We start from the raw sequence: 26,495 nt of genomic DNA, 5'->3' as shown, positions 1-26,495 counted from the left end.
AAATCACCGCACTTGTTGCAAGTGTCCGTAAAGTTTGGCGTACAGGCCACCGTCAGCAATCAACTGCTGATGGTCGCCATCTTCGGCAATATGCCCGCCATCAAACACCAATACCCGATCCGCCTGTTTCACCGCCGACAGCCTGTGGGCGATGATCAAGGTGGTACGGCCACTGAGAAACCGCGCCAGCGCCTGGTGCAGGTTGTATTCGGTTGCCGCATCCAGGGCCGAGGTGGCTTCGTCGAGTATTACCACTTTTGGCTCCGCCAGCACCATCCGTGCAATGGCCAGGCGCTGACGCTGGCCGCCGGAGAAGCGTACGCCAGAGCGCCCGACCACGCTGTCCAGGCCCAACGGCAGTGCCCTGACAGTCGCATCCAGCTGGGCAATTTCCAGCGCCTGCCAGCAGGCCTGGTCACTGCGTTCGCGGCCCATGGTCAGGTTGGCGCGCACCGTATCGTTGAAGAGCGCCGGGTGTTGCAGCACCACGGAGACATTCTCGCGAATCGTCTCCAGACCGATTTCCTGCTGGGTCAAGCCACCAAAACGAATGCTGCCCGCCTGCGGCGTATACAGCCCGAGCAACAGTTGCACCAGGGTACTCTTGCCGCCGCCGCTGGCGCCGACAATCGCGACTTTTTCACCCGGGGCAATGTTCAGGTTCAACTGGTCGAGCACCAGTTCTTCGCCGTAGCCGAAATTCAGGCCACGCACTTCGATGCCGACGGTCTCACGCCCGGTAAACGGATCGGCACCGCCCGCGTATTGCGGTTCGTCGGCGCGGGCCAGCAGTTCGTTGATCCGCGTCAGCGCCCCGCCCGCCGCGTAGTAGGCGTATTGCAGGTTCAACAGTTGTTCCACCGGGCTGATCATGAACCACAGGTAGCTGAACACCGCGAGCATCTGGCCGATGGACAGGTCGGAAAACAGCACCGTCAGCATCGCCGCCGCGCGGAAGATGTCGATACCGAACTGGAACAGCAAGCCACTGGCGCGGCTGGAGGCGTCGCTTTTCCACTGGGAATTGACGGCAAAGTCCCGCACTTCCTGGGCGCGCTGGCCCAGGCGCCCGAGGAAAAAGCCCTGGCGGTTGCCGGCGCGCACTTCCTGGATCGCATCGAGGGTTTCGGTGAGGGCCTGGGTGAACCGCGAGGTGCTGTCGTTTTCCAGCTTCTTCAGGTGCTTGACCCGTTTGCCCAGTTGCACCGTGGCGTAGATCACCAACGGGTTGAACAGCAGGATCAACAGCGCCAGCTTCCAGTGCATCCACATCAGGATCCCGGAGGTGCCCACCAGCGTGAGCATCGCCACCAGGAATCGGCTGAGGGTCTCGCCGACGAATTTGTCCACCGTATCCAGGTCGGTGACCAGGTGCGTGGTCACCGTGCCGCTACCCAGGCTTTCGTATTCGCTGAGGGAAATGCGCTTGAGGCGCTCGATCAGCCGTACGCGAATGCGATAGACAATGTCCTTGGCCAGCCGCGCAAACAACCGCGCCTGCAACACGTTGAACACCAGGGCGCCGCACCGCAGCAGCAGGGTCACCAGCAGCATCAGGCCGATATAGCCGGCGGCCTTCTGCCAACCCAGGGGCAGCGCGTGGTTCATCACTTTCAGTGCCGCATCGCCGTGGCCCAGCAGTACTTCGTCCACCAGCAACGGCAACAGCAACGGGATCGGCACGCTGCACAGGGTCGCCAGCACGGCGACCCCATTGGCGATCCACAGGGATTTTTTGTGATGCAGGGCCAGGCGGCGGACTTCCGCCCAGGTCAGCCGGTCGACGCGCTTGGGTTGTTCAACGGGATCGGGCTGATCATGCACAGGCAGCTCGCTCCAGCCAGCGACTCAGCAGCGGCGACAACTCGGACAGCGGCTGATAACCGTTGGTCAGCAGCGCCAACTGCCCATTACGCTCAGCCAGCAAAGTCGGGAACCCGGCGATGCCCAAATCCTGAACCCAGGTGAAATCCGCCGCAGTGGCCGCGTGCTGATCGGCCCGGTCGAAGGCTTCGGCGAATTCGATACGCGGCACGCCGGCCGTCTCGGCCAACTCCACCAGCACATCGGCGCGGGTCACGTCGCGCCCTTCGACGTAAAACGCCTGCTGGATCAGGCCCAGCAGTTTCCACGCGCAATCCGGCGCCAGGCTGCGGGCCGTGACCACCGCGCGGCAAGCCGGCTCGGTGTCGTAGACAAATCCGTCAGGCAACGCGCCCTCCCGCTTGAACGGCTGGCCGGTGGCGTCGGTGACCGCCTGCCAGTGCTCAAGAATGTAGCGCCGGGTGGTCGGCTCCAGCGCTGCGCCACTGCCGGTGCGCAGACCGCCCACCACCAGGTGCAGCTCCACGCCTGCGGCCTGGGCCTGCTCAACCAGCGCCTTGGCCACTGGAGCGAACCCCCAGCACCATGAACACATCGGATCCATTACATAGAGCAGGCGTGCAGACATGGCTCAGGCCTCGGAGGATGGGGATTGCTTGTAGTTGTAGCCAATCGGGTGCGGCAGGTTGCGGGCCTTGGCCAGTTCAATCTGCTTCTGCCGGTCGATCGCGCTGCGACGGGTCTTCTCGGAAAGCTTATCCCAGCAATGCGGGCAACTGATGCCGGCCACATAGTGTTCGGATGCACGGTCTTCGACGCTGACGGGTGTGCGGCAGGCATGACATTGATCGTAGTCGCCTTCGCTCAAGTCGTGGCGCACGGTCACGCGATTGTCGAACACAAAGCAGTCGCCCTGCCATTTGGTTTCTTCCTGCGGCACCTCTTCGAGGTACTTCAGGATGCCGCCCTTGAGGTGGTACACCTCGTCAAACCCTTCGCTGAGCATATAGCTCGAGGCTTTTTCGCAACGAATGCCGCCGGTGCAGAACATGGCGACTTTCTTGTGCTTGGCCGGGTCGAAGTTGGCTTTGATGTAGTCGGGAAATTCGCGAAAGCTGGTGGTTTTCGGGTCGATCGCGCCTTCAAAGGTGCCGATGGACACTTCGTAGTCGTTGCGGGTATCGATCAGCAGCACTTCCGGGTCGCTGATCAGCGCATTCCAGTCTTGCGGATTGACGTAGGTGCCGACTTTTTTGTTCGGGTCGACGCCTTCGACGCCCAGGGTCACGATCTCTTTCTTGAGCTTGACCTTGGTGCGGTAGAACGGCTGCTCGTCGCAGTACGACTCTTTGTGGTCGATGTCGTCCATGCGTGGGTCGTTCTTGAGCCAGGCCATCAAGCCATCAATGCCTTCGCGGCTGCCGGAAACGGTGCCGTTGATGCCTTCTTCGGCGATCAGCAAGGTGCCTTTGATGCCGTTGTCGACCATCGCCTGCAGCAGTGGCTCGCGCAGGGCGACGTAGTCTTCGAGGGTGACGAACTTATACAGTGCCGCCACGACAATCGGTTGAGTCATGGGTGTTCTCTCCAGGTGGCTACCCTCGTAAAGGGTGAACCGGATGCAAAAAAAACGCGCCGACTAAGCGGCGCGTTGCGGATTCTATCAGGGATAAACCGTTAACTGTAGGAGCGAGCTTGCTCGCGAAGGACGTCAACGGTGACGCGGAACACCTGAAACCCAACGGCGCTCTCAGGTTTTTCGCGAGCGAGCTCGCTCCTACAGGGGAGTTCAGTCGATACCCATCAATGTCCGCCGGCGCAGGTCGGCGAGGCCGGGGCTGCGTCGATTTTCGCCCATTCTTCAGGCGTGTAGGTATGCAGCGCCAACGCATGGAATTCGCTCATCAGGTCACCCAGGGTGGCATAGACCTTCTGGTGGCGCTTGACGCGGTTGAGCCCCTCGAACTGCTGGCTGACCAGCACGGCCTTGAAGTGGGTCTGCAACCCACGGCTGTGCATATGGCTTTCATCCAGCACGCTCAAGTGTTCCGGGCTCAGGGCGACGAGTGCCGATTCGATACGCTGTTGCATGGTCATTCCTGTTTACTTCTTCTTGGCCGGGGCCGGGGCTTTTGGCGTCAGCTCGTTGGTCATGTCTTCCAGCAGCTTGTTCACCACCGGTACCGCGCTTTCCAGCTTGGCCTGGGTCATCTGGGCCGATTGCTGGGTCAGCTGAGGCATTTTTTCCAGGACTTTCTTACCCAATGGCGACTGGTAGAACGCAACCAGGTCCTTGAGCTCGGATTCGCTGAAGTTACTGGTGTACAGCTTGATCATGTCCGGCTTGAGCTTGTTCCAGCCAATGGCCTGGTCCAGGGCGGTGTTGGCCTTGGCCTGGTAGGTGTCCAGAACGGTTTGCTTGGAAGCAGGCGCCTTGGTCTGCTCGAAACGCTGAGCGAACATTTGCTGCACTTGCATGTACACCGGGGTACCCAGCTTGTCGGCATGGGCCAGGGTAAGGAAGGCTTCGGCACTGGCGTTGTGGCTGGCGGTATCGGCAAAAACCTGGCCGCTGGCACATACCAGAGCAACCGCGGTACAGATGGCACGAAGACGAGTCATCGAGTTTCCTTTTCTAGCAGGCGAGGTAAGACCCCAAGGGCGCCCATTCTGCGCCTAAAAAACGCCGCGGCTCAACCCCACGCCTTATGGGGCCTGGTTTTGCGGTACATAATCCGATGAAAAGTCTTTAATGGAACCCTCAAGGTCCATCACGGCCTAAACTGCGCAAACGAACCTGAAGGAGTGTGCCCGATGAGCCGTATCGAAACCGACAGCCTGGGAGAAGTGCAAGTCCCGGATGACGCTTACTGGGGTGCGCAGACCCAACGCTCGCTGGTGAACTTCGCCATCGGCGACCAGCGCATGCCCCTGGCTGTGTTGCACGCCCTGGCCCTGATCAAGAAGGCTGCGGCCCGGGTCAACGACCGCAATGGCGACCTGCCCGCCGACATCGCCCGGCTGATCGAACAGGCTGCCGACGAAGTGCTCGCTGGCGAACACGACGACCAGTTCCCCCTGGTGGTGTGGCAGACCGGCAGCGGCACCCAGAGCAACATGAACGCCAACGAAGTGATCGCCGGCCGTGCCAACGAGCTGGCGGGCAGGCCCCGTGGCGGCAAGAGCCCGGTTCACCCCAATGACCACGTGAACCGCTCCCAGAGCTCCAACGACTGCTTCCCTACCGCCATGAGCATCGCTGCTGTGCAGGCGGTCACCGAGAAGCTGTTACCGGCCATCCGTGAACTGTCCGGCGGCCTGGCAGAGTTGTCGGCGCGCCACATGAAGCTGGTGAAAACCGGCCGCACCCACATGATGGACGCCACGCCGATTACCTTCGGCCAGGAAGTTTCAGCCTTTATAGCGCAACTGGATTACGCCGAACGCGCGATCCGCAGCGCCCTGCCCGCCGTCTGCGAACTGGCCCAGGGCGGCACCGCCGTCGGCACCGGGCTCAACTCGCCTCACGGTTTTGGCGAAGCGATTGCCGCGGAATTGGCCGCGCTGTCGGGCCTGCCGTTTGTCACCGCGCCGAACAAATTCGCCGCGCTGTCCGGCCATGAGCCGTTGACCACCTTGCACGGCGCCCTGAAAACCCTGGCCGTGGCACTGATGAAAATCGCCAACGACCTGCGCCTGCTGGGCTCCGGCCCGCGTGCCGGGCTGGCGGAAGTCAAGTTGCCGGCGAATGAACCGGGCAGCTCGATCATGCCCGGCAAGGTCAACCCGACCCAATGCGAAGCCCTGTCGATGCTGGCCTGCCAGGTGCTGGGCAACGACGTGACCATCGGTTTCGCCGCCAGCCAGGGCCATTTGCAGCTGAACGTGTACAAGCCGGTGATCATCCACAACCTGCTGGAGTCGATCCGCCTGCTGGCTGACGGTTGCAGCAACTTCCAGGAGCACTGCATCGCCGGCCTCGAACCCGACGCCGAACAAATGGCCGCGCACCTTGAGCGTGGCCTGATGTTGGTGACTGCGCTGAACCCGCACATCGGCTACGACAAGTCCGCCGAGATTGCCAAGAAGGCTTATGCCGAAGGGCTGACCTTACGAGAAGCGGCGCTCGAGCTGGGCTATCTCACGGATGAAGAGTTCGACCAGTGGGTGCGTCCGGAAAACATGCTGGAAGCCGGTCATTAAGACGCCAACCGCGCACGCCGGGCCTTGAGCCCGGCGAACAACGATGGCGCCAGCGCCACCGTTGCGGAACCCAGCACCACCAGCACGGCCCCGCCGTAGCCGAGGGCATTGATGTCTTCGGCGTGCACGTAGTCGGGCCACATCCACGCCGCCACGGCCACCGCGACGAAGGTCACCAATGGCGTCAGCGCCAGGGTGGCGCTGACGCGCGAGGCTTCCCAGTGGGCCAGGGCTTCGGCGAATGCGCCGTAGGCAATCAGCGTATTGAAGCAGCAGGCCAGCAGCAGCCAGCCTTGCAGCGGGCTCAGTTGCAGCGCTTCCATCGGGTGCGCCCATGGCGTCAGCAAGAGCGCACAGCACAGGTAGATCACCATCATCACCTGCAACGAATTCCACACGGTCAACAACTGCTTCTGGCCCAGGGCGTAGAAGGTCCAGATGGTGGTGGCCAGGAGGATCGTCAGTACGCCGGCGGTGTAGCTGCCCAGGGAGGTCAGGAGTTCGGTCAGGCGCTGGTTGAAGAACAGGCCGAAGCCGATGATCAGTACCAGCAGGCCCACGCCCTGGCCGAGGCTGAAGCGTTCCTTGAACACGAAGACGCTGGCGATCATCAGGAAGATCGGGCCCACCTGCACCACCAATTGCGCGGTGCCGGGGCTTAGCAGTTTCAGGCCCACGAGGTAGAGCACGTAGTTGCCCATCAGGCCGCACACGGCGATTGCTACCAGCCAGGCGCCTTTGGGGCCAAGGGAGCGCCAACTGGGCAGGCGTCTGACTGCCGCGAGGTAGACGAACAGGCAACTGCCGGAGACCACCAGGCGAAACCAGGTGACGGTGACGGGGTCCATCACCTGCAAGACCTGTTTGAGTTTGATCGGCAGAATGCCCCAGAGCAGCGCGGTCAGCAGGGCCAGGGATAAACCGTAGACCCAACGGCCTGATGAGATGTGCATGAATGCCCCGAATGCCTGAGGTGGAGGAGGTGCATTCTAGGGGGACGCGGGGGGTGGGTGTATATCCGTTTTTTGGGTGATGGCTTGTATGGGTTCCGCTCTTACAGCGGGTCACTTTTGAAAGGAGCCCAAAAGTAACCAAAAGGCTCTTGCCCCACCACTCGGCACCTCGCCTGGGCTCGGTGTGCCCTCACTCCGGCTTTGGACCGTGGGCCGCCGCGCTGGGCCATCCTTGGCCCAGCGCGGCTAACCTGGCGTCCTGCCAGGTTACCCACGCTCCAAAGCCTGCGTTCGGCCAGCGTGGTTTAACGGGGCGCCTAAGATCAAGATCAAGATCAAAAGCAAGAGCACAGCGGCCTACCGGCCGGCTTGAGTGTTGAAGAGCAAAATCAAAATCTAAAGCGGGCACGGTCCAAATGTGGGAGCGGGCTTGCTCGCGAAGGTCGTTAACGATGACGCGGGCATTCTGGATGAACGCGGCGCTCTCAGGTTTTTCGCGAGCAAGCCCGCTCCCACAGAAAAGCAGCTTTGTTTTCGCTCTGGTTTTTGCTTTTGCTTTTCAACACTCAAGCCGGCCGGTAGGCCGCTGTGCTTTTGCTTTTGATCTTGATCTGACTGCCCCAATAAGCCCGAGGCCGAACGCAGGTATTGCGGAGCGGGTAAACCGGCAGGACGCCGGTTTAGCCGCGCCGGGCCATGGATGGCCCGTCGCGGCGGCCCGCGGAGCAATGCCGGAGTGAGGGAACGCCGAGCCACAGCGAGGTGCCGACAGGCGGGGCAGAGCCCTTTGCTTACTTTGGGGCTTTTCCAAAGTGAGTCGCTGTAAGAGCGAAACCATAAGCCGCCGTTACCTAAATAACGGATATACCCCCAACCTACCGCACCGCCTCAAACAACCCAGTAGCCCCCATCCCACCCCCAACGCACATAGTGACAATGCCGTAACGCAACTGACGCCGCTGCAACTCACGCACCAGATGCCCCACCTGCCGCGACCCCGTCATCCCAAACGGATGCCCGATGGAAATCGACCCACCGTTGACGTTGTACTTGGCGTTATCAATTTCCAGCCGATTACGCGCATACAGACACTGCGAAGCAAACGCCTCATTCAGTTCCCACAAATCAATATCCGCCACCGCCAGCCCGCGAGCCTTAAGCAACTTGGGCACCGAAAACACCGGCCCAATCCCCATCTCATCCGGCTCACACCCCGCCACCGTAAACCCGCGGAAAAACGCCTTAGGCTTCAGCCCCAGTTCCAGCGCTTTCTCCAGGCTCATCACCAGTGTCATGGAAGCCCCATCAGACAACTGCGACGAATTCCCCGCCGTCACCGACCCATCCTCGGCAAACACCGGCTTCAACCCCGCAAGACTGGCCAAGGTGGTATCCGGACGATTGCAGTCATCACGGTCCACCACCCCGTCCAACACCTGCACCGCGCCGGTGTTCTTGTCCTCAACCTTATACTTCACCGCCATCGGCACGATTTCATCATCAAACAACCCGTCAGCCTGGGCCTGAGCCGTACGCTGCTGGCTTTGCAGCGCATACAGATCCTGCTCTTCACGACTCACGTGATACCGCCGCGCAACAATTTCCGCAGTCTGCCCCATAGGGAAATAAATACCCGGCACCTGCTCCTTGAGCAACGGATTGATCAGGTTATCGGTGTTCACACTTTTCATGGTCAAGCTGATGGATTCAACCCCGCCGGCCACGATGATGTCGCTGCAACCGGAAGCAATCTGGTTGGCCGCAATGGCGATTGCCTGCAAGCCCGAGGAACAGAAACGGTTAAGGGTCATGCCCGCCGTGCCGGTGCCCAGTTGCGACAACACCGCCACATTGCGGCCAATGTTGTAGCCCTGGGCACCTTCGTTGGAGCCGGCACCGACGATGCAATCCTCGACCGTGGCCGGGTCGATGCCGTTGCGGGTCAGCAGCGCGTTGACGCAATGGGCAGCCATGTCATCGGGACGGGTCTGGTTGAACTTGCCGCGAAAGGACTTGGCCAGGCCGGTTCGCACGCTGTCGACGATCACTACTTCACGCATGGGCTACCTCTATTGTTGGGGTTGTTGAGAGATGGATCGAGCATAGATCCCGCCCTCTTCAACCGCGACAATCATTCATCCCGCGTATGCAAAAGCATGGCGTTACTTCTTCTTGCCCTTCTTGTCATGCTTGTCTGTCTTGTCGAACGCTTCCTCCAGTGCCCGGTTGATGGTGCGCAACACCTTCACCCGCGCCCAGCGCTTGTCATTCGCCTCGACCAGCGTCCACGGGGCAATCTCGGTGCTGGTGCGGTCCACCATGTCACCCACCGCCGCCCGGTAGTCGTCCCACTTATCGCGATTGCGCCAGTCGTCCTCGGTGATCTTGAAGCGTTTGAACGGGATTTCCTCGCGGGCCTGGAACCGCTCCAGCTGCGTCTGCTTGTCGATCGCCAGCCAGAACTTGACCACGATCACCCCGGCGTCGCGCAGTTGCTCTTCGAAGTCGTTGATCTCGCCATAGGCGCGCATCCAGTCCGTCGGCGTGCAGAAGCCTTCGATGCGCTCCACCAGCACCCGGCCGTACCAGGAGCGGTCGAACACGGTGAACATGCCCCGCGCCGGAATTTTCTGCCAGAAACGCCACAGGTAAGGCTGGGCGCGTTCGTCTTCGCTGGGCGCGGCAATCGGTACAATGTGGTACTGCCGGGGGTCGAGGGCGGCCGCCACGCGGCGGATCGCGCCGCCCTTGCCCGCCGCGTCGTTGCCCTCGAATACCGTCACCAACGCGTGCTTGCGCATGCGCTTGTCACGCATCAGCCCGGAGAACCGCGCTTGTTCGGTGATCAGTTGTTCTTCGTAATCGTCCTTTTCAAGGCTCAGGCTCATGTCCAGGCTGTTCAGCAGGCTCATCTGGTCAACCGCCGACGGCAGCGGCGCCGGGTTCATGCCGCTGGGTTTAGCCTTGGACACTTTCAACGCATTTTGCAGGCCTTCCAGCAGGATCTTGCCAACGGTCAGCCCACGGTAATGCGCATCGACACCTTCGATCACGTACCACGGCGCATAGTCACGGCTGGTGCGGCGCAGGATCCGCTCACCGAAATGCACAAACTTGTCGTAGGTCTTTGACTGCTGCCAGTCCAGCGGGCTGATGCGCCAGCTGTGCAGCGGGTCGTCCTGCAAGGCCTTGAGCCGGGATTTCATTTGCTTCTTGGAGAGGTGAAACCAGAACTTGAAGATCAGCGCGCCTTCGTCACACAGCATCTTTTCCAGGCGCTCGGCACCGGCGATGGCCTGGTCGAGCCGCGCATCCTTGATCTCGCCATGGACGCGGCTCTGCAGCATCTGGCTGTACCAGTTACCAAAAAAGACCCCCATGCGACCTTTCGCCGGCAGCTGGCGCCAGTAGCGCCAGGCCGGAGGGCGGGCCAGTTCTTCGTCGGTCTGCTGGTCGAAAGTGCGTACTTCGATCAGGCGCGGGTCCATCCATTCATTCAGCAGTTTGACGGTTTCACCCTTGCCGGCGCCTTCGATGCCATTGATCAGGATGATCACCGGGAAGCGCTTCTGCTGGTGCAGTTCGTACTGCACTTCCAGCAGCGCTTCGCGCAAGGCCGGCACTTCGGCGTCGTAGGTGTCTTTGTCGATGGCGTGACCGATTTCGGCAGATTCGAACATGGGCGGCTCCGTTCCAGAATGAGGCAAGACTAGCGGATTGGACGGTGCAGCGCCGGAGGAAATTCCACACCCGGTTGTCATGGATCAATGACACCCCTGTTGATCAGCTAGAATGGCCGCCTTGCCTTTGCCTGCCGTATTTTATGAGCCGCCCATGAACCCCGTATCCCACGCCCAGCTCGACTGGGATGACCAAGGTCGCCCGCACTCGCGGGTGTTCGACGACGTGTACTTCTCCGACAAGTCGGGCCTTGAAGAAACCCGCTATGTGTTCCTCGAGCAGAACCGTTTGCAGGAACGTTTTGCTGCGCTGCCGGTGGGTGGGCGGTTGGTGATTGGTGAGACCGGCTTCGGCACCGGCCTGAATTTTTTGTGCGCCTGGCAACTGTTCGAACAGCATGCGGTAACGGGCGCGCGCCTGCATTTTGTCAGCGTGGAAAAGTACCCGCTGAGCCACGCCGACCTGCAACGCGCCCTCGCCCTCTGGCCGGAACTTGCAGCGTTCGCCGAACAACTGCTGGCGCAGTACATCGCGATCCATCAGGGCTTCCAGCGGCTGGTGCTGGATAACGGTCGCGTCACCCTGACGCTGTTGATCGGCGATGCCCTGGAGCAATTGCCCCAGCTGGACGCCCAGGTCGACGCCTGGTTCCTCGACGGATTCGCCCCGGCCAAAAACCCGGACATGTGGACCGCCGAGCTGTTCGCCGAACTGGCGCGCCTGGCGGCGCCGGGCTCGACCATCAGCACCTTTACCAGCACCGGCTGGGTGCGCCGGTTGATCAATGCAGCCGGATTCAAGATGAAGCGCACCCCGGGCATCGGCCACAAGTGGGAAATCCTGCGCGGTGAATTTCTCGGCTGGCCCGCTGAAACGCCCGCGCCTGCCGCGGCGAAACCCTGGTTTGCGCGCCCGCCTGCCGTTTCCGGTGAACGCCACGCGCTCGTCATCGGCGGTGGCCTGGCCGGTTGCGCCACGGCAGCCAGCCTGGCGGCGCGCGGCTGGCGGGTCAGCTTGCTGGAACGCCATGCAGCGCTCGCACAGGAGGCCTCCGGCAACCCGCAAGGGGTGTTGTACCTCAAGCTTTCAGCCCATGGCACGGCTCTTTCGCAGTTGATTCTCAGCGGGTTCGGCCATACGCGGCGCCTGCTGGAGCATCTGCAACGTGGCGTGGACTGGGATGGCTGCGGCGTGCTGCAACTGGCCTTCAATGCCAAGGAAGCCGAGCGCCAGGCACAGCTGGCCAGCGCTTTTGCTCCAGACCTGTTGCACCTGCTGGATAACGAGCAGGCCCAGGCGCGAGCCGGGATAACCCTGGAGCAAGGGGGCTTGTTCTTCCCCGAGGGCGGCTGGGTCCACCCGCTCGCGCTGTGCCAGTGGCAAGCCAGGCATCCGCTGATCGAGGTGCTCCAGCACCACGACGCCCTTGAGCTCAAACAGGTCGACGGTGAGTGGCAGGCGCTGCAGGGCAATAAGGTTCTGGCGCAGGCCAGCGTGGTAGTGCTGGCCGGTGCCGCCGAGATCAAGCGGTTTTCCTTCAGCGCTGACCTGCCCCTCAAACGTATCCGCGGGCAAATCACCCGGTTGCCGCAAACAGCGCAAAGCCAGGCGTTGGCCACGGTGGTGTGCGCCGAGGGTTACGTCGCCCCGACACGCCTGGGCGAGCATACCCTCGGCGCCAGCTTTGACTTCAAGAGCGACGACCTTACGCCTACGGTGGCCGAGCACGTGGGCAACCTCGAGATGCTGCGGGAAATCTCCCTCGACCTGCTGCAACGCCTGGGCGCCGACAGCCTGGCACCCGAACAGCTCGAAGGCCGCGCCGCGTTCCGCTGTACCAGCCCGGACTACTTGCCGATCGTCGGGCCGCTGGCGCAACGCGAGGCGTTTGATCACACCTACGCCGCCCTCAGCAAAGACGCCCGGCATATCCCTGACGCGCCCTGCCCGTGGTTGCACGGCCTCTATATCAACAGTGGCCATGGCTCACGCGGACTGGTCACCGCGCCACTCTGCGCCGAGCTTTTAGCCGCCTGGCTCGACGATGAGCCGCTGCCGCTGCCGCGCAGTGTCAGCGAAGCCTGCCACCCCAATCGCTTCGCGCTGCGGGCCCTGATTCGCGGCAATACAAGCAAATCCTGAGAACCTTGACGGGCCCGCAGCCCGTCAAGGCTCATGAATGAGATCCAGGAGCTGAATGTGCAGCTGCGCAAGATCCAGGCGGACATTTTCAGCTTGGTCGAACGGCTGACGGAAACTCAGACGAAGAAAGACGAGCCTTCTATGTGGTTCGTCTTATTTAGGCGTTACATCAATGCCTTTTTCTTGGAGCTGTCGAGTCAGGTAAATTACGGCGGCTTTCAACTGATACAGTTCCTCTCGATCCGACACCGACATATAGCCATCCGGGTTTACGGAGACCGCATCCGGATTGGTCGACTGAACGTCCTGGGCGAGGTTTCCAGTTTCATTGCTGGCGATCTTCTGGCGCTTCTCGGTTACAACGCCATTGGCATCGGTCTCTTTCCAGACGACATAACGGTCAGATACGTAGACCTTGTTGGCCAGCACTCGCTTCATGCTCTTTGCATAATCCACTTCGCCGTGAACATCCTGTAAGCGACTGTCGGTAGCTGTCATCACGCGCCCAGCCTGGACATCACCAACAAAGTAGCCAGAATAGTTGATCTTGCCGCCTACGGCATTTGCGTAGATGCCGTAGTTCGCATCATTGCGTCCGCCAACCATTGCCCGGTAACCGGCGGCCTGCTTGCCATCAGTGGACATGACGGTTGCGCTAACGCCGCGCACTTCATCCGATCCAGCTACTGCATTACTGACGCTGACTGTCTGTGCGGTTACGGCTTCAGTGCCGGTAGACACTTGGCTAGGTTCAACGCTGGAGGCGGAGGCAACCACGGGACCTGTACGCAGCCCACCACCTGAAACAACAACTGCGGATCCAGTGCCGAACACCCCATTTGCCCGAACAAACGAGTTCGACACCTGCGAGGTATTGGTGGCATCTGTCAGAGAATCGATGGCCCTGGCGGCATTGCGCGCGGAGAAAGCTCTCAGCGCTGAGTCGCGCCCGCGAGAGTCGGCCAGGATTGAATAGCCCCAGTCGCCATCCTTTTTAAGCCCAGCCACTGACGCATTGTCTATGCCGGTGGCCCCCTTGGCATACCCAAGCACACCATACCCTGGGCCAGCATCATTCATGCGCTCGCCGTAAACGCCTGCGCCATCGGTAGACTCGTTCTTCCCGTAGACGCCATGACCGGAGCCGTTCAGGATCTTGTAACCGGTTACCCCGCTCCCAGAACCAGTGCCGCGCATTAGGCCGTAGACGCCTGATCCATTACCTCTTTCCCAGCGAGTTCCGATTACACCATTGCCGGGGCCCGACTCACGACGGTTCCCAACGATGGCGTCGGCATTTGTAGATCGTGTTGTAGCGCCACCAATAGCTCCACCACCGCCGCCGCCATCTCCAAGGTCGAGAGCGTGGAATCCGTATCCCGACGCAAGAGGACCACTTGTGCTGTGGTATGCAAACACCGCGTCAGAGACCGATTTCGTATCCTTCACAACTCTCAAAGAGCTCGCCTGTTGCACTGAGTCATCGGTAATGATGTCTACGTGATGGGCAATGCTCTCTGGAAGAGTATCGGCGAATACAGGGTAGGAGGCGATACCGACCAGCAGCGCAACAGCGATATTTTTCATTGAGACTTTCCGTAAAAACCATGCTCAATCATACCTCAATACCTCTAGTCCTGAGTCTTCAACAAGGTGTCAGCAGTTGGGTTGTCCTCGAGGAAGTTAGCCGCGTAGGTTACGGAGCAGGGTCTCCCGGATCGCTAGCTTGAACTTCAGCAGATCCTGAGACCAGGCACAGGCCTGTGATTCGGCCAGCTGCTCCTCGGGCGAGCGCGGGATGGGGAGTAACCGTGGAAACGCAGGTAACCCGGCCAACTCTATCCCCCCGACACGCGTGACCAAGCGTGAAATCGACCCATTCAGTCGCGAAGGGGCGGACGAATGAGGTTGATACGCGCTAGTGGCGCGCCAAGGTGTGCCGTATCAGGCTGTACGGCAAGATCAGGGAGAGGACCAAAACGAAGGCCTCGCGGGAAGTTTTATTGAACGATCGGACTTTGCAGGCACTCGAACAAGCCAGACTACATACGGCGGCGCGCTCTGATTACGTTTTCGCGCCGGACGGTTCGGGTGACAGATCAGAGCTATACACCCGATCCGAAACTGGAGCTAAGCGTTATTGGTTGTCAGCACTGCGCAAGATCGGAATGCGATATCGCCGGATGTATGACACCAGGCACACTTACGCAACTGATGTGCCTGGTGTCCGGAATGAATCCCGCCTTCATTGCTGCGCAACTTGGACACAGCGTTCAGGTCCTGCTTTCAACTTACGCCAGTGGATCAGTTCCTCGAGTGATTTCGCGGTGCTTGAAAAGCTGGATTTACCCAAGATCGGTACGAAATTGGTGCACGAATCACGGTAGATACGCCTAGGTCGAGCAAATACAAGGCCCTAAGCAATATGTGCGGATTAGCTGGAGAGTTACGTTTCGATCACCAACCTGCCGACTTGGCAGCGGTGGAACGAATCACCCATCACCTGGCGCCACGCGGTCCTGACGCGTGGGGTTTCCATGCCCAAGGGCCGATTGCCCTGGGCCATCGACGCCTGAAAATCATGGACCTGTCGGACGGCTCTGCCCAACCGATGGTCGACGCCCAACTGGGCCTGTCCCTGGCGTTCAACGGCGCGATCTATAACTTCCCGGAATTGCGTGAAGAGCTGGAAGCCCTGGGCTACGCCTTCTATTCCGGTGGCGACACCGAAGTGTTGCTCAAGGGCTACCACGCCTGGGGCGAAGCCTTGTTGCCCAAGCTCAACGGGATGTTCGCCTTCGCCATCTGGGAGCGCGATGCTAAGCGCCTGTTTATCGCCCGTGACCGCCTCGGCGTGAAGCCGCTGTACCTGTCGCGCACCGGCCAGCGCCTGCGTTTTGCTTCGGCCTTGCCGGCGCTGCTCAAGGGCGGCGATATCAACCCGATCCTCGATCCGGTGGCCCTCAATCACTACCTGAATTTCCACGCCGTGGTGCCTGCGCCGCGCACCTTGCTGGCGGGCATCGAAAAACTGCCGCCCGCGTCGTGGATGCGCATCGACGCCGACGGCAAGACTGAACAGAAAACCTGGTGGACCCTGCCCTACGGCCCTCACGCCGATGAAGCCAACCTGACCCTCGAAGACTGGACCGACCGCGTGCTCGACAGCACCCGCGAAGCCGTGGCGATTCGTCAGCGGGCGGCAGTGGACGTAGGCGTGCTGCTTTCCGGCGGTGTCGACTCCAGCATGCTGGTGGGCCTGTTGCGCGAAGTCGGCGTGCAGGACCTGTCGACCTTCTCCATCGGTTTTGAAGACGCCGGTGGCGAACGCGGCGATGAGTTCCAGTATTCGGACTTGATCGCCAAGCATTACGGCACCCGGCACCACCAACTGCGCATCGCCGAAAGCGAAATCATCGAGCAATTGCCGGCGGCGTTCCGCGCCATGAGCGAGCCGATGGTCAGCCATGACTGCATCGCCTTCTACCTGCTGTCCCGGGAAGTCGCCAAGCACTGCAAAGTGGTGCAGAGCGGTCAGGGCGCGGACGAGTTGTTCGCCGGCTACCACTGGTACCCGCAAGTGGACGGCGCCAGCGATCCGTATGCCGCGTACCGCGATGCGTTCTTCGACCGCAGCTACGACGACTACGCCGCCACGGTCGCGCCGAAATGGCTGACCGCCAATGACGCCGCCGGCGACTTCGTGCGCGAGCATTTCGCCCAGCCCGGCGCCGATGCCGCAGTGGACAAAGCCTTGCGCCTGGACAGCACCGTGATGCTGGTGGACGACCCGGTCAAGCGCGTCGACAACATGACCATGGCCTGGGGCCTGGAAGCGCGCACACCGTTTCTCGACTATCGCCTGGTGGAACTGTCGGCCCGCGTGCCCGGCAAATTCAAACTGCCGGACGGCGGCAAGCAAGTGCTCAAGGAAGCCGCGCGCCGGGTGATCCCGAGCGAAGTCATCGACCGCAAAAAAGGCTACTTCCCGGTGCCCGGCCTCAAGCATTTGCAGGGTGACACCTTGAACTGGGTGCGCGACCTGTTGCTGGACCCCAGCCAGGATCGCGGCCTGTTCAACCCGGCGATGCTCGACCGCCTGCTCACCGACCCCCAAGGCCAATTGACCCCGTTGCGCGGCTCCAAGCTGTGGCAACTGGCGGCGCTGAACCTGTGGCTCAGCGAACAAGGAATCTGATTCATGAAACCTCATGCCACGGCTTACAGCCAACGCTTGCTGCGGGGCCAGGCGCCCTCCTACGAGCGCCTGCAAGCCCGCTTAGCCGAAGACGGCAGCGCACTGGACCCCACACCGATTGCCGTGCATTGCGGTTGGGGCCGGCTGCTGATCGGCCACACGTTCCCGGACCCGGCGAGCCTGGCCCTGGAGCTGCTCAACGAGCAACCCGGCGAACGGGATATCGCGTTGTATGTGGCAGCGCCACAGCAGATCCTCGGGATTGATCCACAGCAGTTGTTTCTCGACCCGTCCGACACCTTGCGCCTGTGGTTCACCGACTATCGCCCGGCAACCCGGGTATTTCGCGGCTTTCGGATTCGCCGGGTGCAGAGCGAGACAGACTGGCAAGCGGTGAACCAGCTGTACCAGGGGCGCGGCATGTTGCCGGTGGACCCGGCATTGCTGACACCACGTCATCAAGGCGGCCCGGTGTATTGGCTCGCCGAGGATGAAGACAGCGGCGCTGTGATCGGCAGCGTGATGGGCCTGAACCACCACAAAGCCTTCAACGACCCGGAGAACGGCTGCAGCCTCTGGTGCCTGGCGGTGGACCCGCAATGCACCCGCCCCGGCGTGGGTGAAGTGCTGGTGCGTCACTTGATCGAACACTTCATGAGCCGTGGCCTGAGCTACCTCGACCTGTCGGTGCTGCACGACAACCGCCAGGCGAAAAGTCTATACGCCAAGCTCGGCTTTCGCGCGCTGACCACCTTCGCCATCAAGCGCAAGAACGGCATCAACCAGCCGCTGTTCCTCGGCCCCGGCCCGCAAGCGGAGTTCAATCCCTATGCGCGGATCATCGTCGAGGAAGCTCATCGGCGCGGGATCGACGTGCAGGTGGACGACGCCGAAGCCGGGCTGTTCACCTTGAGCCACGGTGGCCGCCGGGTGCGCTGCCGTGAATCCCTCAGCGACCTGACCAGCGCCATCAGCATGACGCTGTGCCAGGACAAGAGCCTGACCCACAAGGCGCTCAAGGCTGCAGGCTTGAGGCTGCCGGAGCAGCAGTTGGCCGGCAGTGCCGATGACAACCTGGAGTTTCTCGACGAACACCAGCGCATCGTGGTCAAGCCGCTGGATGGTGAACAAGGCCAGGGCGTGGCGGTGGATTTGCAGACCATTGAAGACGTGCAAAAAGCCATTGAAGCGGCCCGCCAGTTCGACTCGCGCGTACTGCTGGAAAGCTTCCACGAAGGCCTCGACCTGCGGATTCTGGTGATCGGTTTCGAAGTGGTCGCCGCCGCGATTCGCCGCCCGGCGGAAGTCACCGGCGATGGTCAGCACTCTATTGGCGCGTTGATCGAGGCCCAGAGTCGTCGGCGCCAGGCCGCCACCGATGGCGAAAGCAAAATCCCCCTGGACGCTGAAACCCAGCGCACCCTGAAGGCCGCCGGCTACGACTACAGCAGCATCCTGCCGCGAGGCGAACGCCTGGCGGTGCGGCGTACCGCCAACCTGCACACCGGTGGGTGCCTGGAAGACGTGACGGCCATCCTCCACCCGACCCTGGTGGACGCCGCCGTGCGCGCCGCCCGGGCCCTGGACATCCCCATGGTGGGCCTGGACCTGATGGTGCCGGCCGCCGACCAACCGGACTACGTCTTTATCGAAGCCAACGAACGGGCCGGGCTGGCCAACCATGAACCGCAGCCGACGGCTGAAAAGTTCGTGGACCTGTTGTTTCCCCATAGCCAACCGACGGCGTGAATGATCGTTCCCACGCTCTGCGTGGGAACGCAGCCCGTGACGCTCCGCGTCACAAGAGCGGACGCAGAGCGTCCCATGAGGCATTCCCACGCAGAGCATGGGAACGATCATCCTCAACTCATCAGGAGTCTTTATGACCCGAACCATCCCCGAACCGGATCTCGCTTACCTGCAAAAAGTGCTGCTGGAAATGCTCGCCATTCCCAGCCCCACCGGGTTTACCGACACCATCGTGCGCTACGTTGCCGAGCGCCTCGAAGAGCTGGGCATTCCGTTTGAAATGACCCGGCGCGGCACCATCCGCGCCACCCTCAAGGGCCAGAAAAACAGCCCTGACCGCGCCGTTTCCGCGCACCTGGACACCATCGGCGCCGCCGTGCGGGCAATCAAGGACAACGGCCGCCTGACCCTGGCGCCAGTGGGCTGCTGGTCCAGCCGCTTTGCCGAGGGCAGCCGTGTCAGCCTGTTTACCGATAACGGCGTGATTCGTGGCAGCGTGTTGCCGTTGATGGCCTCCGGTCACGCGTTCAATACCGCCGTGGATGAAATGCCCATCAGTTGGGACCACATCGAGCTGCGCCTGGACGCCTACTGCGCCACCCGTGCCGATTGCGATTCCCTGGGTATCAGCGTCGGCGATTTCGTCGCCTTCGACCCGCTGCCGGAGTTCACCGAGAGCGGGCATATCAGCGCCCGTCACCTGGACGATAAAGCCGGGGTTGCCGCACTGCTGGCGGCGCTCAAGGCGATTGTCGACAGCGGTCAACCACTGCTGATCGACTGCCATCCGCTGTTCACCATCACCGAAGAAACCGGCAGTGGTGCGGCGGCGGCCTTGCCGTGGGATGTGAGTGAATTCGTCGGAATCGATATCGCACCGGTGGCCCACGAGCAGCACTCCAGCGAACACGCGGTGAGTGTGGCGATGCAGGACTCCGGCGGGCCGTATGACTATCACCTGTCCCGCCACCTGCTGCGCCTGGCGGCGGAGAATGAGTTGCCGGTGCGCCGCGACCTGTTTCGCTACTACTTCAGCGATGCGCATTCGGCGGTAACCGCTGGCCATGACATTCGCACCGCGCTGCTGGCGTTTGGTTGCGATGCCACCCATGGCTATGAGCGCACGCACATCGACAGCCTCGCCGCGCTGAGTCGTCTGCTGGGCGCGTACATCCTAAGCCCGCCAGTGTTCGCCAGCGATGCACAACCGGCCAAAGGCTCCCTCGACCGGTTCAGTCACCAGATCGAACACGACACGCAAATGGAGAGCGATACCCGCGTGCCGTCGGTGGACAGCCTGGTGGGTCAAAAAACCTGAGACTGGCAACTGGGATCCCGGCGCAGTAGCATCGCCGGGATTCCTTAGCCGAGGCCTGTATGCTGATTCCCTACGATGCACTTGAAGTCGATACCCTGACCCGCCTCATCGAAGACTTCGTGACCCGCGACGGCACCGACAATGGTGACGAAACGCCCCTGGAAACCCGGGTGCTGCGGGTACGCCAGGCACTGACCAAAGGCCAGGCGCTGATTGTCTTCGACCCCGAGAGCGAGCAGTGCCAGTTGATGCTCAAACACGACGTGCCCAAGCATCTGTTCGACTGACACTCAAGGATTGGGCACGGGCACCGGATGGGTGTTGGCCTGTTGCCCCTGGCGACGGAGGATCTTCTGGTAGACCTCCGCCCGGTGCACATTGACCCCCACCGGCGCTTCCACACCCAGCTTCACCTGAGTGCCATTCACTTCCAGAATGCGCAAAGTGATCTGGTCACCCACCGAAATTATTTCACCTACCGCGCGGCTTAATACCAGCATGGGGTTCGTCCTTTTTAAGTTACCGAACCCCGACCATGCGCCCCCCGCCCATCACCATCAATGGCCTTCAGGTTAAACAGGAATGCCTTACACGCGCGGGTAATTTGCCTTACAGACAAGCGATGATAAATCGCGAATTGAGCCTCAGAACTAAACTCAATGTTCAGGCTTTGAGGGACTGAGCCTTGGCCCGCATCTTGTCCGCCATCACGGTCATCTCGTCATACAGCAACTGCGGGTTCTTCTGTTTCAGTGCCCAGGCCATGCGCCCCTGTTCGTGGGGCAGGATCATGAATTGCCCTTCGGCCACCTGCTGGTAGATGTAGTCGGCGATTTCTGCGGCGGTGATCGGCGAGCTTTCCAGCAGCTTGCCCACCTGGGCCTTCATCGCCGGCGTCGGCCCGCGGAACGAGTCCAGCAGGTTGGTCTGGAAGAAGGATGGGCACACCACGTGCACTCCGACCTCCTGCTGCTTAAGCTCCACCAGCAGGCTTTCCGAAAGCGCCACCACGCCGGCCTTGGCCACGTTGTAGTTGCTCATGGCCGGGCCCTGCATCAGGGCGGCCATGGAGGCGATGTTGATGATGCGGCCCTTGCTCTGTTCCAGCAGTGGCAGGAAGGCCTTGCAGCCCTTGACCACGCCCATCAGGTTGATTGCGATCTGCCAGTCCCAGTCCTCCAGGGACAGTTCGCTGAAGAACCCGCCCGACGCCACACCGGCGTTATTGACGATCACGTCGATGCCGCCGAGCTTTTCCTCACAGGCCTGTGCGAAGGCGGTGAGCTGGCTGTAATCGCGCACGTCGCAACGCTGGGTGAAACCGTCACCGCCGGCCTGGCGTACAAGCTTGAGGGTTTCTTGCAGGCCTGCTTCGCTGACGTCCGACAAGGCCAACTGCCAACCCTCGCGGGCCCAGCGCAGAGCGATTTCGCGACCCAGGCCAGAACCGGCGCCGGTGATCATCATGCGATTTTGCATAGGAAAGTAGCCTTGTGGTTCACGGAAGAAGTGAGCCGCAGTGTAGCGAAGGTTTTTCCCGCACCCACGCACCATCAGATTGCTGAATGCCCCGGGCAAACCGTGGGCCGGGTCGGATAGCGGGAAACCCGCCAAGTTCCATTTATTTGAACTAAGGACAGTTATTTGCAACGCGGTTAAAGGAAATAAGCTAGTTAGCGAAAAGCTTTAAAAAAACACGGAATTTTCTGCCAAACACAGGGGTCGGAGTTATTAAGGCGTCCGTATCAGCTGTCGGGCCTATCCGTTAAATAACAGGTCTTTTCAGAAGACAATAAGGAAAACAAAACATGAGCCTCATTCTTATCATTATTCTGATCCTCCTGCTGGTCGGCGGTCTTCCAGTGTTCCCTCACTCACGTAACTGGGGTTACGGGCCATCGGGTATTCTCGGTACTGTGTTGGTAGTGCTGTTGATTCTGTTGTTGCTCGGCAAGATATAACGCGTTCCAGCGTGCAAAAAAAAGAGGCCTTAAAAAGGCTAATGCCAGTCAGTTAAGCCTTCTCGCTTGACCTTTGGCCGCAAGAAATCAAAATCCGATGCCGTACTGGCATCGGATTTTTTTATGCGTCTCGCTCGAGCACTGGAACTGACCCACAACATCGCCTCTACCCCCAACGCCATCGAGGGATTGGATGCCTTGCTCGATCCTTCCTTGGTCGAACAGGCGCTTGAACAGGCCGGTGTGGCGACCCTGCGCAAGCGGCGCTTGCCGCTGGAAATGATGCTGTGGTGCGTGATTTCCATGGCGTTCTTCCGGCGTATGTCGGCATGGGATGTGGTTAGTCGCATGAACATCATGCTGCCGGGCCAGCGTCCGCTGGTGGCGCCCAGCGCCGTAGTCCAGGCCCGTCAGAGATTGGGCAGCGAAGCGGTAAGGCAGGTCTTCGATCTGACTCAGAAAAATTGGCATGAGGCGGCCGATCACCCAACGTGGGCGGGTTTGCGTTTGTTGGGCGTCGACGGCGTCGTCTGGCGAACACCCGATACTGCCGAAAACCGCGCGCGTTACGATTCCGCCAGCAATCAGCATGGTGATACGGGCTTTCCTCAGGTGCGTATGGTTTGCCAAATGGAATTGACCAGTCACTTGCTGATCGGCAGTGCTTTTGATGGCTATCGCAGCAACGAAATGAAACTGGCGGAAAAGCTGATTGAAACCACGCCCGATCACTCGCTGACGCTGTTTGATCGCGGTTTTTATTCTTTGGGTTTACTGCATCAGTGGCAGCAGGCGGGCACCGAGCGACATTGGCTGATGCCGCTGCGCAAAGGTGCGCAGTACGAAGTCATTCAGCGTCTGGGGCGTCAAGATGCGGTGGTTTCGCTGAGCACCTCGCCGCAGGCGCGCAAGCAATGGCCGGGACTGCCGGAGCGCCTGACTGCACGGCTGCTGAGCAAAACCGTAAAGGGCAAGATGTGTCAGATCCTGACCTCGATGAGCGATCCGCTGCGCTTCCCGCCCGACGAAATCGTCGATCTGTACAGCCAGCGATGGGAGATCGAACTAGGGTTTCGAGAGATGAAACAGACGCTGCTCAACAGCAGTTATACGCTGCGCAGCAAGACGCCAGAGATGATCGAACAAGAGTTGTGGGGCGTATTGTTGGGCTACAACTTGTTGCGTTATCAGATGGTGGAAATGAGTCGCCACTGTCCTGGCATTTATCCGAGCGAAATGAGCTTCACCGCTTGCACTTGGGCGATTCTGGGGTTTATCAACAGCGTCTGCGCCGACCGTTCCGGGAACATCCCCAAGTATTTGGCCGAGCTTCATGCTTCAGCGCCGCACTATGTGCTGCCGCATCGACGTGAGGAGCGCGTATATCCTCGGGCGATTCGGCTGAAATCACCGAAGTATCCGATCAGAAATAAAAATGCCAGTCAGCTTAACTGACTGGCATTAGCCTTAAAAAGGCCTCTTTTTTTATGCGCGGGTGTTTAGTCCGGCTTGCCGTCCACTACACCGGCGGTGTTGTCCAGCAGGCTCTTGGTAGCGGTCTGCAGGAACGACTCGAGCTTCTGCTTCAGCACAGCCTCGTCCGGCGATTCTGGAATCACCTTCCCGGTCGGGTTGGCGCCCAGTTCGTATTCCCACAACTTAGGTGGCATTTCCTTGGGCAGTACCAATACGCGGTCACCGGTGAGCAAGGCGACGGTCTGGTCGCTGCCCGACGGCTTGATCACGCCAAAGCCCTTGTCGCCTTCCGGCAGGTTGAGCAGGTCACGGCCCCAGCACTGGTGCAGGGTGTCACCGCCCAGGCGGCCCATGATGGTCGGCACGATGTCGATCTGAGTGCCCAGGGTGTGGTCACGCTCGCCGAACTTTTCCTGCATGCCCGGTGCAATCATCAACATCGGCACGTTGAAACGGCCCAGGTCCATTTCGGTGATCTGCTGCTCGTTGCCGAAGCCATGGTCGCCCACGATCACGAACAGGGTTTCCTTGAAGTACGGCTCCTTGCGGGCCTTTTCAAAGAACTGGCCCAGGGCCCAGTCGGAGTAGCGCATGGCCGTCAGATGCTCGTTGAGGCTGCCACGGTCGGTGACCTTCTCAACCGGCAATGGCGTCGGCAATGCGTACGGCGTGTGGTTGGACAGGGTTTGCAGCAGCGCATAGAACGGCTTGCCGCCTTCACGGGCCTTCAACTCTTCCAGGCCACGGTTGAACATGTCCTGGTCGGACACGCCCCAGGTCGGGTCCGAGAACACCGGGTTGACGAAATCATTACGCCCGATGAAGTTGGTCATGCCCTGGTTACTGAAGAAGCCCGACTGGTTATCCCAGGCGAAGTCACCGTTGTAGACGTACACGTCGTCGAAATCACGATGGCTGAGCAACTGCGGCAGGCCCGACAGCTTGTGGCTGCCTTCCGGGGTCTGCATCAGGTATTCGAAGCCCGGCAGGTTCGGGAAGCACGCCATGGTGGCAAACATACCCTGGTGGGTGTGGGTGCCGTTGGAGAAGAAGCGGTCGAACAGCAGGCCTTCCTTGGACAGTTTGTCGAAGTACGGCGTGATGTTGCCCGGGCGGCCCAGGGCGCCCACCGAGTGACCGGCGAAGCTTTCCATCAGGATCACTACGACGTTCTTGATCGGCAGGGTTTTCTCGGCCGGCGGCGTGAAGTCACGGCGCACGGCAGCGGTGTCGGGGTCTACCAGTTTTTCACTTGGCAACACCAGCATGTCGCGCACGGTCTGGGTGGCCAACGGCTGCTCCAGCGTGGCTTTCCAGATGTTCGAGCGTTCTTCGGAGAAGCGCGACTTCGCCGCCGCAATCAGCGACAAGGTACCGTTAAGGCCCAGCTGGTTGGCGAAGTTCGAGTCGGTGGTGTACACGTCCCCCCAACGCAGCGGCGGGCCCTGGCGCAGGGTGCCACGGATGGCGACCACGGCGACCAGCAGGCAAACCACGAACACCGCGATGCGGGTGTACCACGGCGCCACTTGGCGGGTGCCAATGGTGCCGCCGCTGAACGGGCCACGTGGGCGCGTTGCACGGTCGGCACCTTTAAAGGCGATGCTCAGGATCAGCGTACCCACGGCCCAGGCCAGCAGGTAGCGCACCACCGGGAAACCGTACCAGAGCATGCTCATCACGGTTTTCGGGTCTTCCTTCACATACTGGAAGACCAGGCCGTTGAGGCGCTGGTGGAATTCGCGGTAGAAGTCCATTTCCATCAGGCCCAGGAACAGGGCGATGCTGGACGCGACCGTCAGCCACAAGCGGAAAAACCCGCGCGCCGCCATGGCCCGCACGCTGAACAAGGCCAGCAGCAGCGGCACCAGCAGGTACATCACCAGGCGGATATCCAGGCGCAGGCCATTGCCGAACGCTTCAAGGAAGGTCGAGGCCGGCGTGTCGAGGATCATCTCGCGGTTGTAGACCAGCAGCGCCAGGCGCAGCAGGGAGAACATCACCATCATGATCAAGGCACAAAGCAGCGTGTACGCCAGATGGGATTTGACGGTCGGTTGCAGCAAGCGATTAGAAGCTCGCTGCTGATTCAGGGCGTCCGGGTTTGCCATGTCGTTTTAGGACCCATTGGAAGTTTAAGTTGCGAATGAATACAGCGGCGCCCCGCCCTCGCCCAGGCAAGCTGGGGCAGGCAGTTAACGCAATGGCGCAAATGGTGCCCGATCAACGCCGGCAACGCCATTGATTACTCATACCGGCCAGGGTTTGAGACTCGTCTTAGAGCATCCTGGCAGGGAAAATAGCCGGCGAATTGTCTTGGATGGAATGTGAAAATTTTGTACAGCGAATATCTCGACACACAAAAAACAGCCGGGATTGTAGCGAGCAACTTGGGGCCGTATCTTGGCCCTCTGCCCTTTTGGATTGCCCATGATGTTTTATTGCTACCACCCAAGCCCCCTCGGGCCGCTGTTACTCGCGGCCGATGAACACGGTCTACGCCTGTTATATATGGAGGTGCATCAATGCCCGGTGCAGGCAGATTGGGCACTGGCAACTAACGAGTTGGATACAGCAAGACGGCAACTGGATGAGTATTTTGCACGCAAGCGCGAAGTGTTTGATCTGACACTGGCGCCGGTGGGCACGCCCTTTCAGCAGCAAGTGTGGCAGGCGTTGTTGCGAATTCCCTATGGGCACACCTGGACTTATGGCGAACAGGCCCAGTACCTGAAAAATCCCAAGGCGATTCGCGCGGTGGGCACGGCCAATGGCGCCAACCCGATTTCCATCGTCATCCCCTGCCACCGTGTGGTGGGCAGCGATGGAACACTGGTGGGATTTGGCGGCGGGATTGAAAACAAGGTGAAGTTGCTGGAGCTGGAAGGCAGCTGGTTGATCTAGTAACCGTAGCAGCTGTCGAGCCCGAGCGAGGCTGCGTTCGCGGTGTGCCTGACACACCGCAGACGCAGCCTCGCTCGGGCTCGACA

Annotated in this window: 21 protein-coding genes; 9 read left to right on the top strand and 12 right to left on the bottom strand. The window is 60.8% G+C overall.

The annotated features are described in order from the left end of the window. Window positions 1-3: 3 nt before the first annotated feature. From ACUN0G_RS08640 to ACUN0G_RS08620, 5 genes are all read right to left on the bottom strand, one after another. Window positions 4-1,824, bottom strand: a complete 1,821-nt coding sequence (locus ACUN0G_RS08640; protein ID WP_017476197.1) for an ABC transporter ATP-binding protein — start codon at window positions 1,822-1,824, stop codon at window positions 4-6. Then, window positions 1,817-2,452, bottom strand: coding sequence for a DsbA family protein (locus ACUN0G_RS08635; RefSeq protein ID WP_076014457.1), 636 nt, complete (start codon window positions 2,450-2,452; stop codon window positions 1,817-1,819). The genes ACUN0G_RS08640 and ACUN0G_RS08635 overlap by 8 nt, the downstream gene beginning before the upstream one ends. A 3-nt stretch (window positions 2,453-2,455) precedes the next feature. After that, window positions 2,456-3,400, bottom strand: a complete 945-nt coding sequence (gene trhO, locus ACUN0G_RS08630) for an oxygen-dependent tRNA uridine(34) hydroxylase TrhO (protein WP_258344579.1) — start codon at window positions 3,398-3,400, stop codon at window positions 2,456-2,458. A 227-nt stretch (window positions 3,401-3,627) separates the two neighbouring features. Continuing rightward, window positions 3,628-3,921, bottom strand: coding sequence for a BolA family protein (locus ACUN0G_RS08625; RefSeq protein ID WP_003216739.1), 294 nt, complete (start codon window positions 3,919-3,921; stop codon window positions 3,628-3,630). A 6-nt stretch (window positions 3,922-3,927) separates the two neighbouring features. Then, a complete protein-coding gene (locus ACUN0G_RS08620; protein WP_017476194.1) occupies window positions 3,928-4,446 on the bottom strand; it encodes a DUF2059 domain-containing protein in 519 nt (172 codons plus the stop codon). Between the two features lie 192 nt (window positions 4,447-4,638). Here ACUN0G_RS08620 and ACUN0G_RS08615 point away from each other — a divergent pair, with 192 nt between their 5' ends. Further along, on the top strand, window positions 4,639-6,027 hold the full coding sequence (locus ACUN0G_RS08615) for a class II fumarate hydratase (protein ID WP_445573119.1): 1,389 nt from the start codon (window positions 4,639-4,641) through the stop codon (window positions 6,025-6,027). Here ACUN0G_RS08615 and ACUN0G_RS08610 read toward each other — a convergent pair. From ACUN0G_RS08610 to pap, 3 genes are all read right to left on the bottom strand, one after another. Next, window positions 6,024-6,980 (bottom strand): DMT family transporter, encoded by a 957-nt coding sequence (locus ACUN0G_RS08610; protein WP_445573118.1) that lies wholly within the window; start codon window positions 6,978-6,980, stop codon window positions 6,024-6,026. The two genes, ACUN0G_RS08615 and ACUN0G_RS08610, sit on opposite strands and share 4 nt — an antisense overlap. Window positions 6,981-7,855: 875 nt before the next feature. Next, complete coding sequence (locus tag ACUN0G_RS08605; RefSeq protein WP_063031954.1) at window positions 7,856-9,040, bottom strand: thiolase family protein; 1,185 nt, start codon at window positions 9,038-9,040, stop codon at window positions 7,856-7,858. A 102-nt stretch (window positions 9,041-9,142) separates the two neighbouring features. Next, a complete protein-coding gene (pap, locus tag ACUN0G_RS08600; RefSeq protein ID WP_421525615.1) occupies window positions 9,143-10,660 on the bottom strand; it encodes a polyphosphate:AMP phosphotransferase in 1,518 nt (505 codons plus the stop codon). 154 nt (window positions 10,661-10,814) lie between these two features. Here pap and mnmC point away from each other — a divergent pair, with 154 nt between their 5' ends. After that, window positions 10,815-12,803, top strand: a complete 1,989-nt coding sequence (gene mnmC, locus ACUN0G_RS08595) for a bifunctional tRNA (5-methylaminomethyl-2-thiouridine)(34)-methyltransferase MnmD/FAD-dependent 5-carboxymethylaminomethyl-2-thiouridine(34) oxidoreductase MnmC (protein WP_445573117.1) — start codon at window positions 10,815-10,817, stop codon at window positions 12,801-12,803. Window positions 12,804-12,956: 153 nt separating this feature from the next. Here mnmC and ACUN0G_RS08590 read toward each other — a convergent pair whose 3' ends face one another. Further along, window positions 12,957-14,390, bottom strand: a complete 1,434-nt coding sequence (locus ACUN0G_RS08590) for a hypothetical protein (protein WP_445573116.1) — start codon at window positions 14,388-14,390, stop codon at window positions 12,957-12,959. Window positions 14,391-15,228: 838 nt separating this feature from the next. Here ACUN0G_RS08590 and ACUN0G_RS08585 point away from each other — a divergent pair. The 4 genes from ACUN0G_RS08585 to ACUN0G_RS08570 all read left to right on the top strand — a co-directional run bounded on the left by ACUN0G_RS08585 (window position 15,229) and on the right by ACUN0G_RS08570 (window position 20,355). Next, window positions 15,229-17,001, top strand: coding sequence for an N-acetylglutaminylglutamine amidotransferase (locus ACUN0G_RS08585; protein ID WP_258344573.1), 1,773 nt, complete (start codon window positions 15,229-15,231; stop codon window positions 16,999-17,001). A 3-nt stretch (window positions 17,002-17,004) separates the two neighbouring features. Next, on the top strand, window positions 17,005-18,750 hold the full coding sequence (gene ngg, locus ACUN0G_RS08580) for an N-acetylglutaminylglutamine synthetase (RefSeq protein WP_421553815.1): 1,746 nt from the start codon (window positions 17,005-17,007) through the stop codon (window positions 18,748-18,750). 133 nt (window positions 18,751-18,883) lie between these two features. Then, a complete protein-coding gene (locus tag ACUN0G_RS08575) occupies window positions 18,884-20,068 on the top strand; it encodes an osmoprotectant NAGGN system M42 family peptidase (protein ID WP_003216760.1) in 1,185 nt (394 codons plus the stop codon). A gap of 59 nt (window positions 20,069-20,127) precedes the next feature. After that, on the top strand, window positions 20,128-20,355 hold the full coding sequence (locus ACUN0G_RS08570; RefSeq protein WP_064453367.1) for a YheU family protein: 228 nt from the start codon (window positions 20,128-20,130) through the stop codon (window positions 20,353-20,355). Between the two features lie 3 nt (window positions 20,356-20,358). On the opposite strand, the gene csrA is transcribed toward ACUN0G_RS08570, so the two are convergent. Continuing rightward, on the bottom strand, window positions 20,359-20,568 hold the full coding sequence (csrA, locus tag ACUN0G_RS08565; RefSeq protein WP_258344571.1) for a carbon storage regulator CsrA: 210 nt from the start codon (window positions 20,566-20,568) through the stop codon (window positions 20,359-20,361). Between the two features lie 163 nt (window positions 20,569-20,731). Next, window positions 20,732-21,547 carry an SDR family oxidoreductase gene (locus ACUN0G_RS08560; protein WP_167662514.1) on the bottom strand — a complete coding sequence of 272 codons (816 nt, stop codon included), beginning with the start codon at window positions 21,545-21,547 and terminating at the stop codon, window positions 20,732-20,734. Between the two features lie 329 nt (window positions 21,548-21,876). On the opposite strand from ACUN0G_RS08560, the gene ACUN0G_RS08555 reads away from it, so the two are divergent. Together ACUN0G_RS08555 and ACUN0G_RS08550 are read left to right on the top strand one after the other, a co-directional pair. Next, window positions 21,877-22,029 (top strand): DUF3309 family protein, encoded by a 153-nt coding sequence (locus ACUN0G_RS08555; RefSeq protein ID WP_003216767.1) that lies wholly within the window; start codon window positions 21,877-21,879, stop codon window positions 22,027-22,029. A 123-nt stretch (window positions 22,030-22,152) separates the two neighbouring features. Next, window positions 22,153-23,484: an IS4 family transposase gene (locus ACUN0G_RS08550; protein ID WP_445575516.1), complete on the top strand. Its 1,332-nt coding sequence runs from the start codon at window positions 22,153-22,155 to the stop codon at window positions 23,482-23,484. A 44-nt stretch (window positions 23,485-23,528) separates the two neighbouring features. Here the strand turns inward: ACUN0G_RS08550 and ACUN0G_RS08545 are convergent, their stop codons facing one another. After that, on the bottom strand, window positions 23,529-25,616 hold the full coding sequence (locus ACUN0G_RS08545; protein ID WP_445573115.1) for an LTA synthase family protein: 2,088 nt from the start codon (window positions 25,614-25,616) through the stop codon (window positions 23,529-23,531). Window positions 25,617-25,938: 322 nt separating this feature from the next. On the opposite strand from ACUN0G_RS08545, the gene ACUN0G_RS08540 reads away from it, so the two are divergent. Continuing rightward, a complete protein-coding gene (locus tag ACUN0G_RS08540; protein WP_445575533.1) occupies window positions 25,939-26,409 on the top strand; it encodes a methylated-DNA--[protein]-cysteine S-methyltransferase in 471 nt (156 codons plus the stop codon). The last annotated feature ends 86 nt before the right edge of the window (window positions 26,410-26,495 follow it).

The organism is Pseudomonas sp. 32A (assembly GCF_052682255.1).
Note: the sequence above shows the minus strand (reverse complement) of the source record. Positions and strands in the feature narration are given on the sequence as shown.

Coding starts and splice junctions, on each gene's coding strand:
- ACUN0G_RS08635 (WP_076014457.1), bottom strand. CDS start 2,452: ATGTCTGCACGCCTGCTCTATGTAATGGATCCGATGTGTTCATGGTGC.
- trhO (WP_258344579.1), bottom strand. CDS start 3,400: ATGACTCAACCGATTGTCGTGGCGGCACTGTATAAGTTCGTCACCCTC.
- ACUN0G_RS08625 (WP_003216739.1), bottom strand. CDS start 3,921: ATGACCATGCAACAGCGTATCGAATCGGCACTCGTCGCCCTGAGCCCG.
- ACUN0G_RS08620 (WP_017476194.1), bottom strand. CDS start 4,446: ATGACTCGTCTTCGTGCCATCTGTACCGCGGTTGCTCTGGTATGTGCC.
- ACUN0G_RS08615 (WP_445573119.1), top strand. CDS start 4,639: ATGAGCCGTATCGAAACCGACAGCCTGGGAGAAGTGCAAGTCCCGGAT.
- ACUN0G_RS08610 (WP_445573118.1), bottom strand. CDS start 6,980: ATGCACATCTCATCAGGCCGTTGGGTCTACGGTTTATCCCTGGCCCTG.
- ACUN0G_RS08605 (WP_063031954.1), bottom strand. CDS start 9,040: ATGCGTGAAGTAGTGATCGTCGACAGCGTGCGAACCGGCCTGGCCAAG.
- pap (WP_421525615.1), bottom strand. CDS start 10,660: ATGTTCGAATCTGCCGAAATCGGTCACGCCATCGACAAAGACACCTAC.
- mnmC (WP_445573117.1), top strand. CDS start 10,815: ATGAACCCCGTATCCCACGCCCAGCTCGACTGGGATGACCAAGGTCGC.
- ACUN0G_RS08590 (WP_445573116.1), bottom strand. CDS start 14,390: ATGAAAAATATCGCTGTTGCGCTGCTGGTCGGTATCGCCTCCTACCCT.
- ACUN0G_RS08585 (WP_258344573.1), top strand. CDS start 15,229: ATGTGCGGATTAGCTGGAGAGTTACGTTTCGATCACCAACCTGCCGAC.
- ngg (WP_421553815.1), top strand. CDS start 17,005: ATGAAACCTCATGCCACGGCTTACAGCCAACGCTTGCTGCGGGGCCAG.
- ACUN0G_RS08575 (WP_003216760.1), top strand. CDS start 18,884: ATGACCCGAACCATCCCCGAACCGGATCTCGCTTACCTGCAAAAAGTG.
- ACUN0G_RS08570 (WP_064453367.1), top strand. CDS start 20,128: ATGCTGATTCCCTACGATGCACTTGAAGTCGATACCCTGACCCGCCTC.
- csrA (WP_258344571.1), bottom strand. CDS start 20,568: ATGCTGGTATTAAGCCGCGCGGTAGGTGAAATAATTTCGGTGGGTGAC.
- ACUN0G_RS08560 (WP_167662514.1), bottom strand. CDS start 21,547: ATGCAAAATCGCATGATGATCACCGGCGCCGGTTCTGGCCTGGGTCGC.
- ACUN0G_RS08555 (WP_003216767.1), top strand. CDS start 21,877: ATGAGCCTCATTCTTATCATTATTCTGATCCTCCTGCTGGTCGGCGGT.
- ACUN0G_RS08550 (WP_445575516.1), top strand. CDS start 22,153: ATGCGTCTCGCTCGAGCACTGGAACTGACCCACAACATCGCCTCTACC.
- ACUN0G_RS08545 (WP_445573115.1), bottom strand. CDS start 25,616: ATGGCAAACCCGGACGCCCTGAATCAGCAGCGAGCTTCTAATCGCTTG.
- ACUN0G_RS08540 (WP_445575533.1), top strand. CDS start 25,939: ATGTTTTATTGCTACCACCCAAGCCCCCTCGGGCCGCTGTTACTCGCG.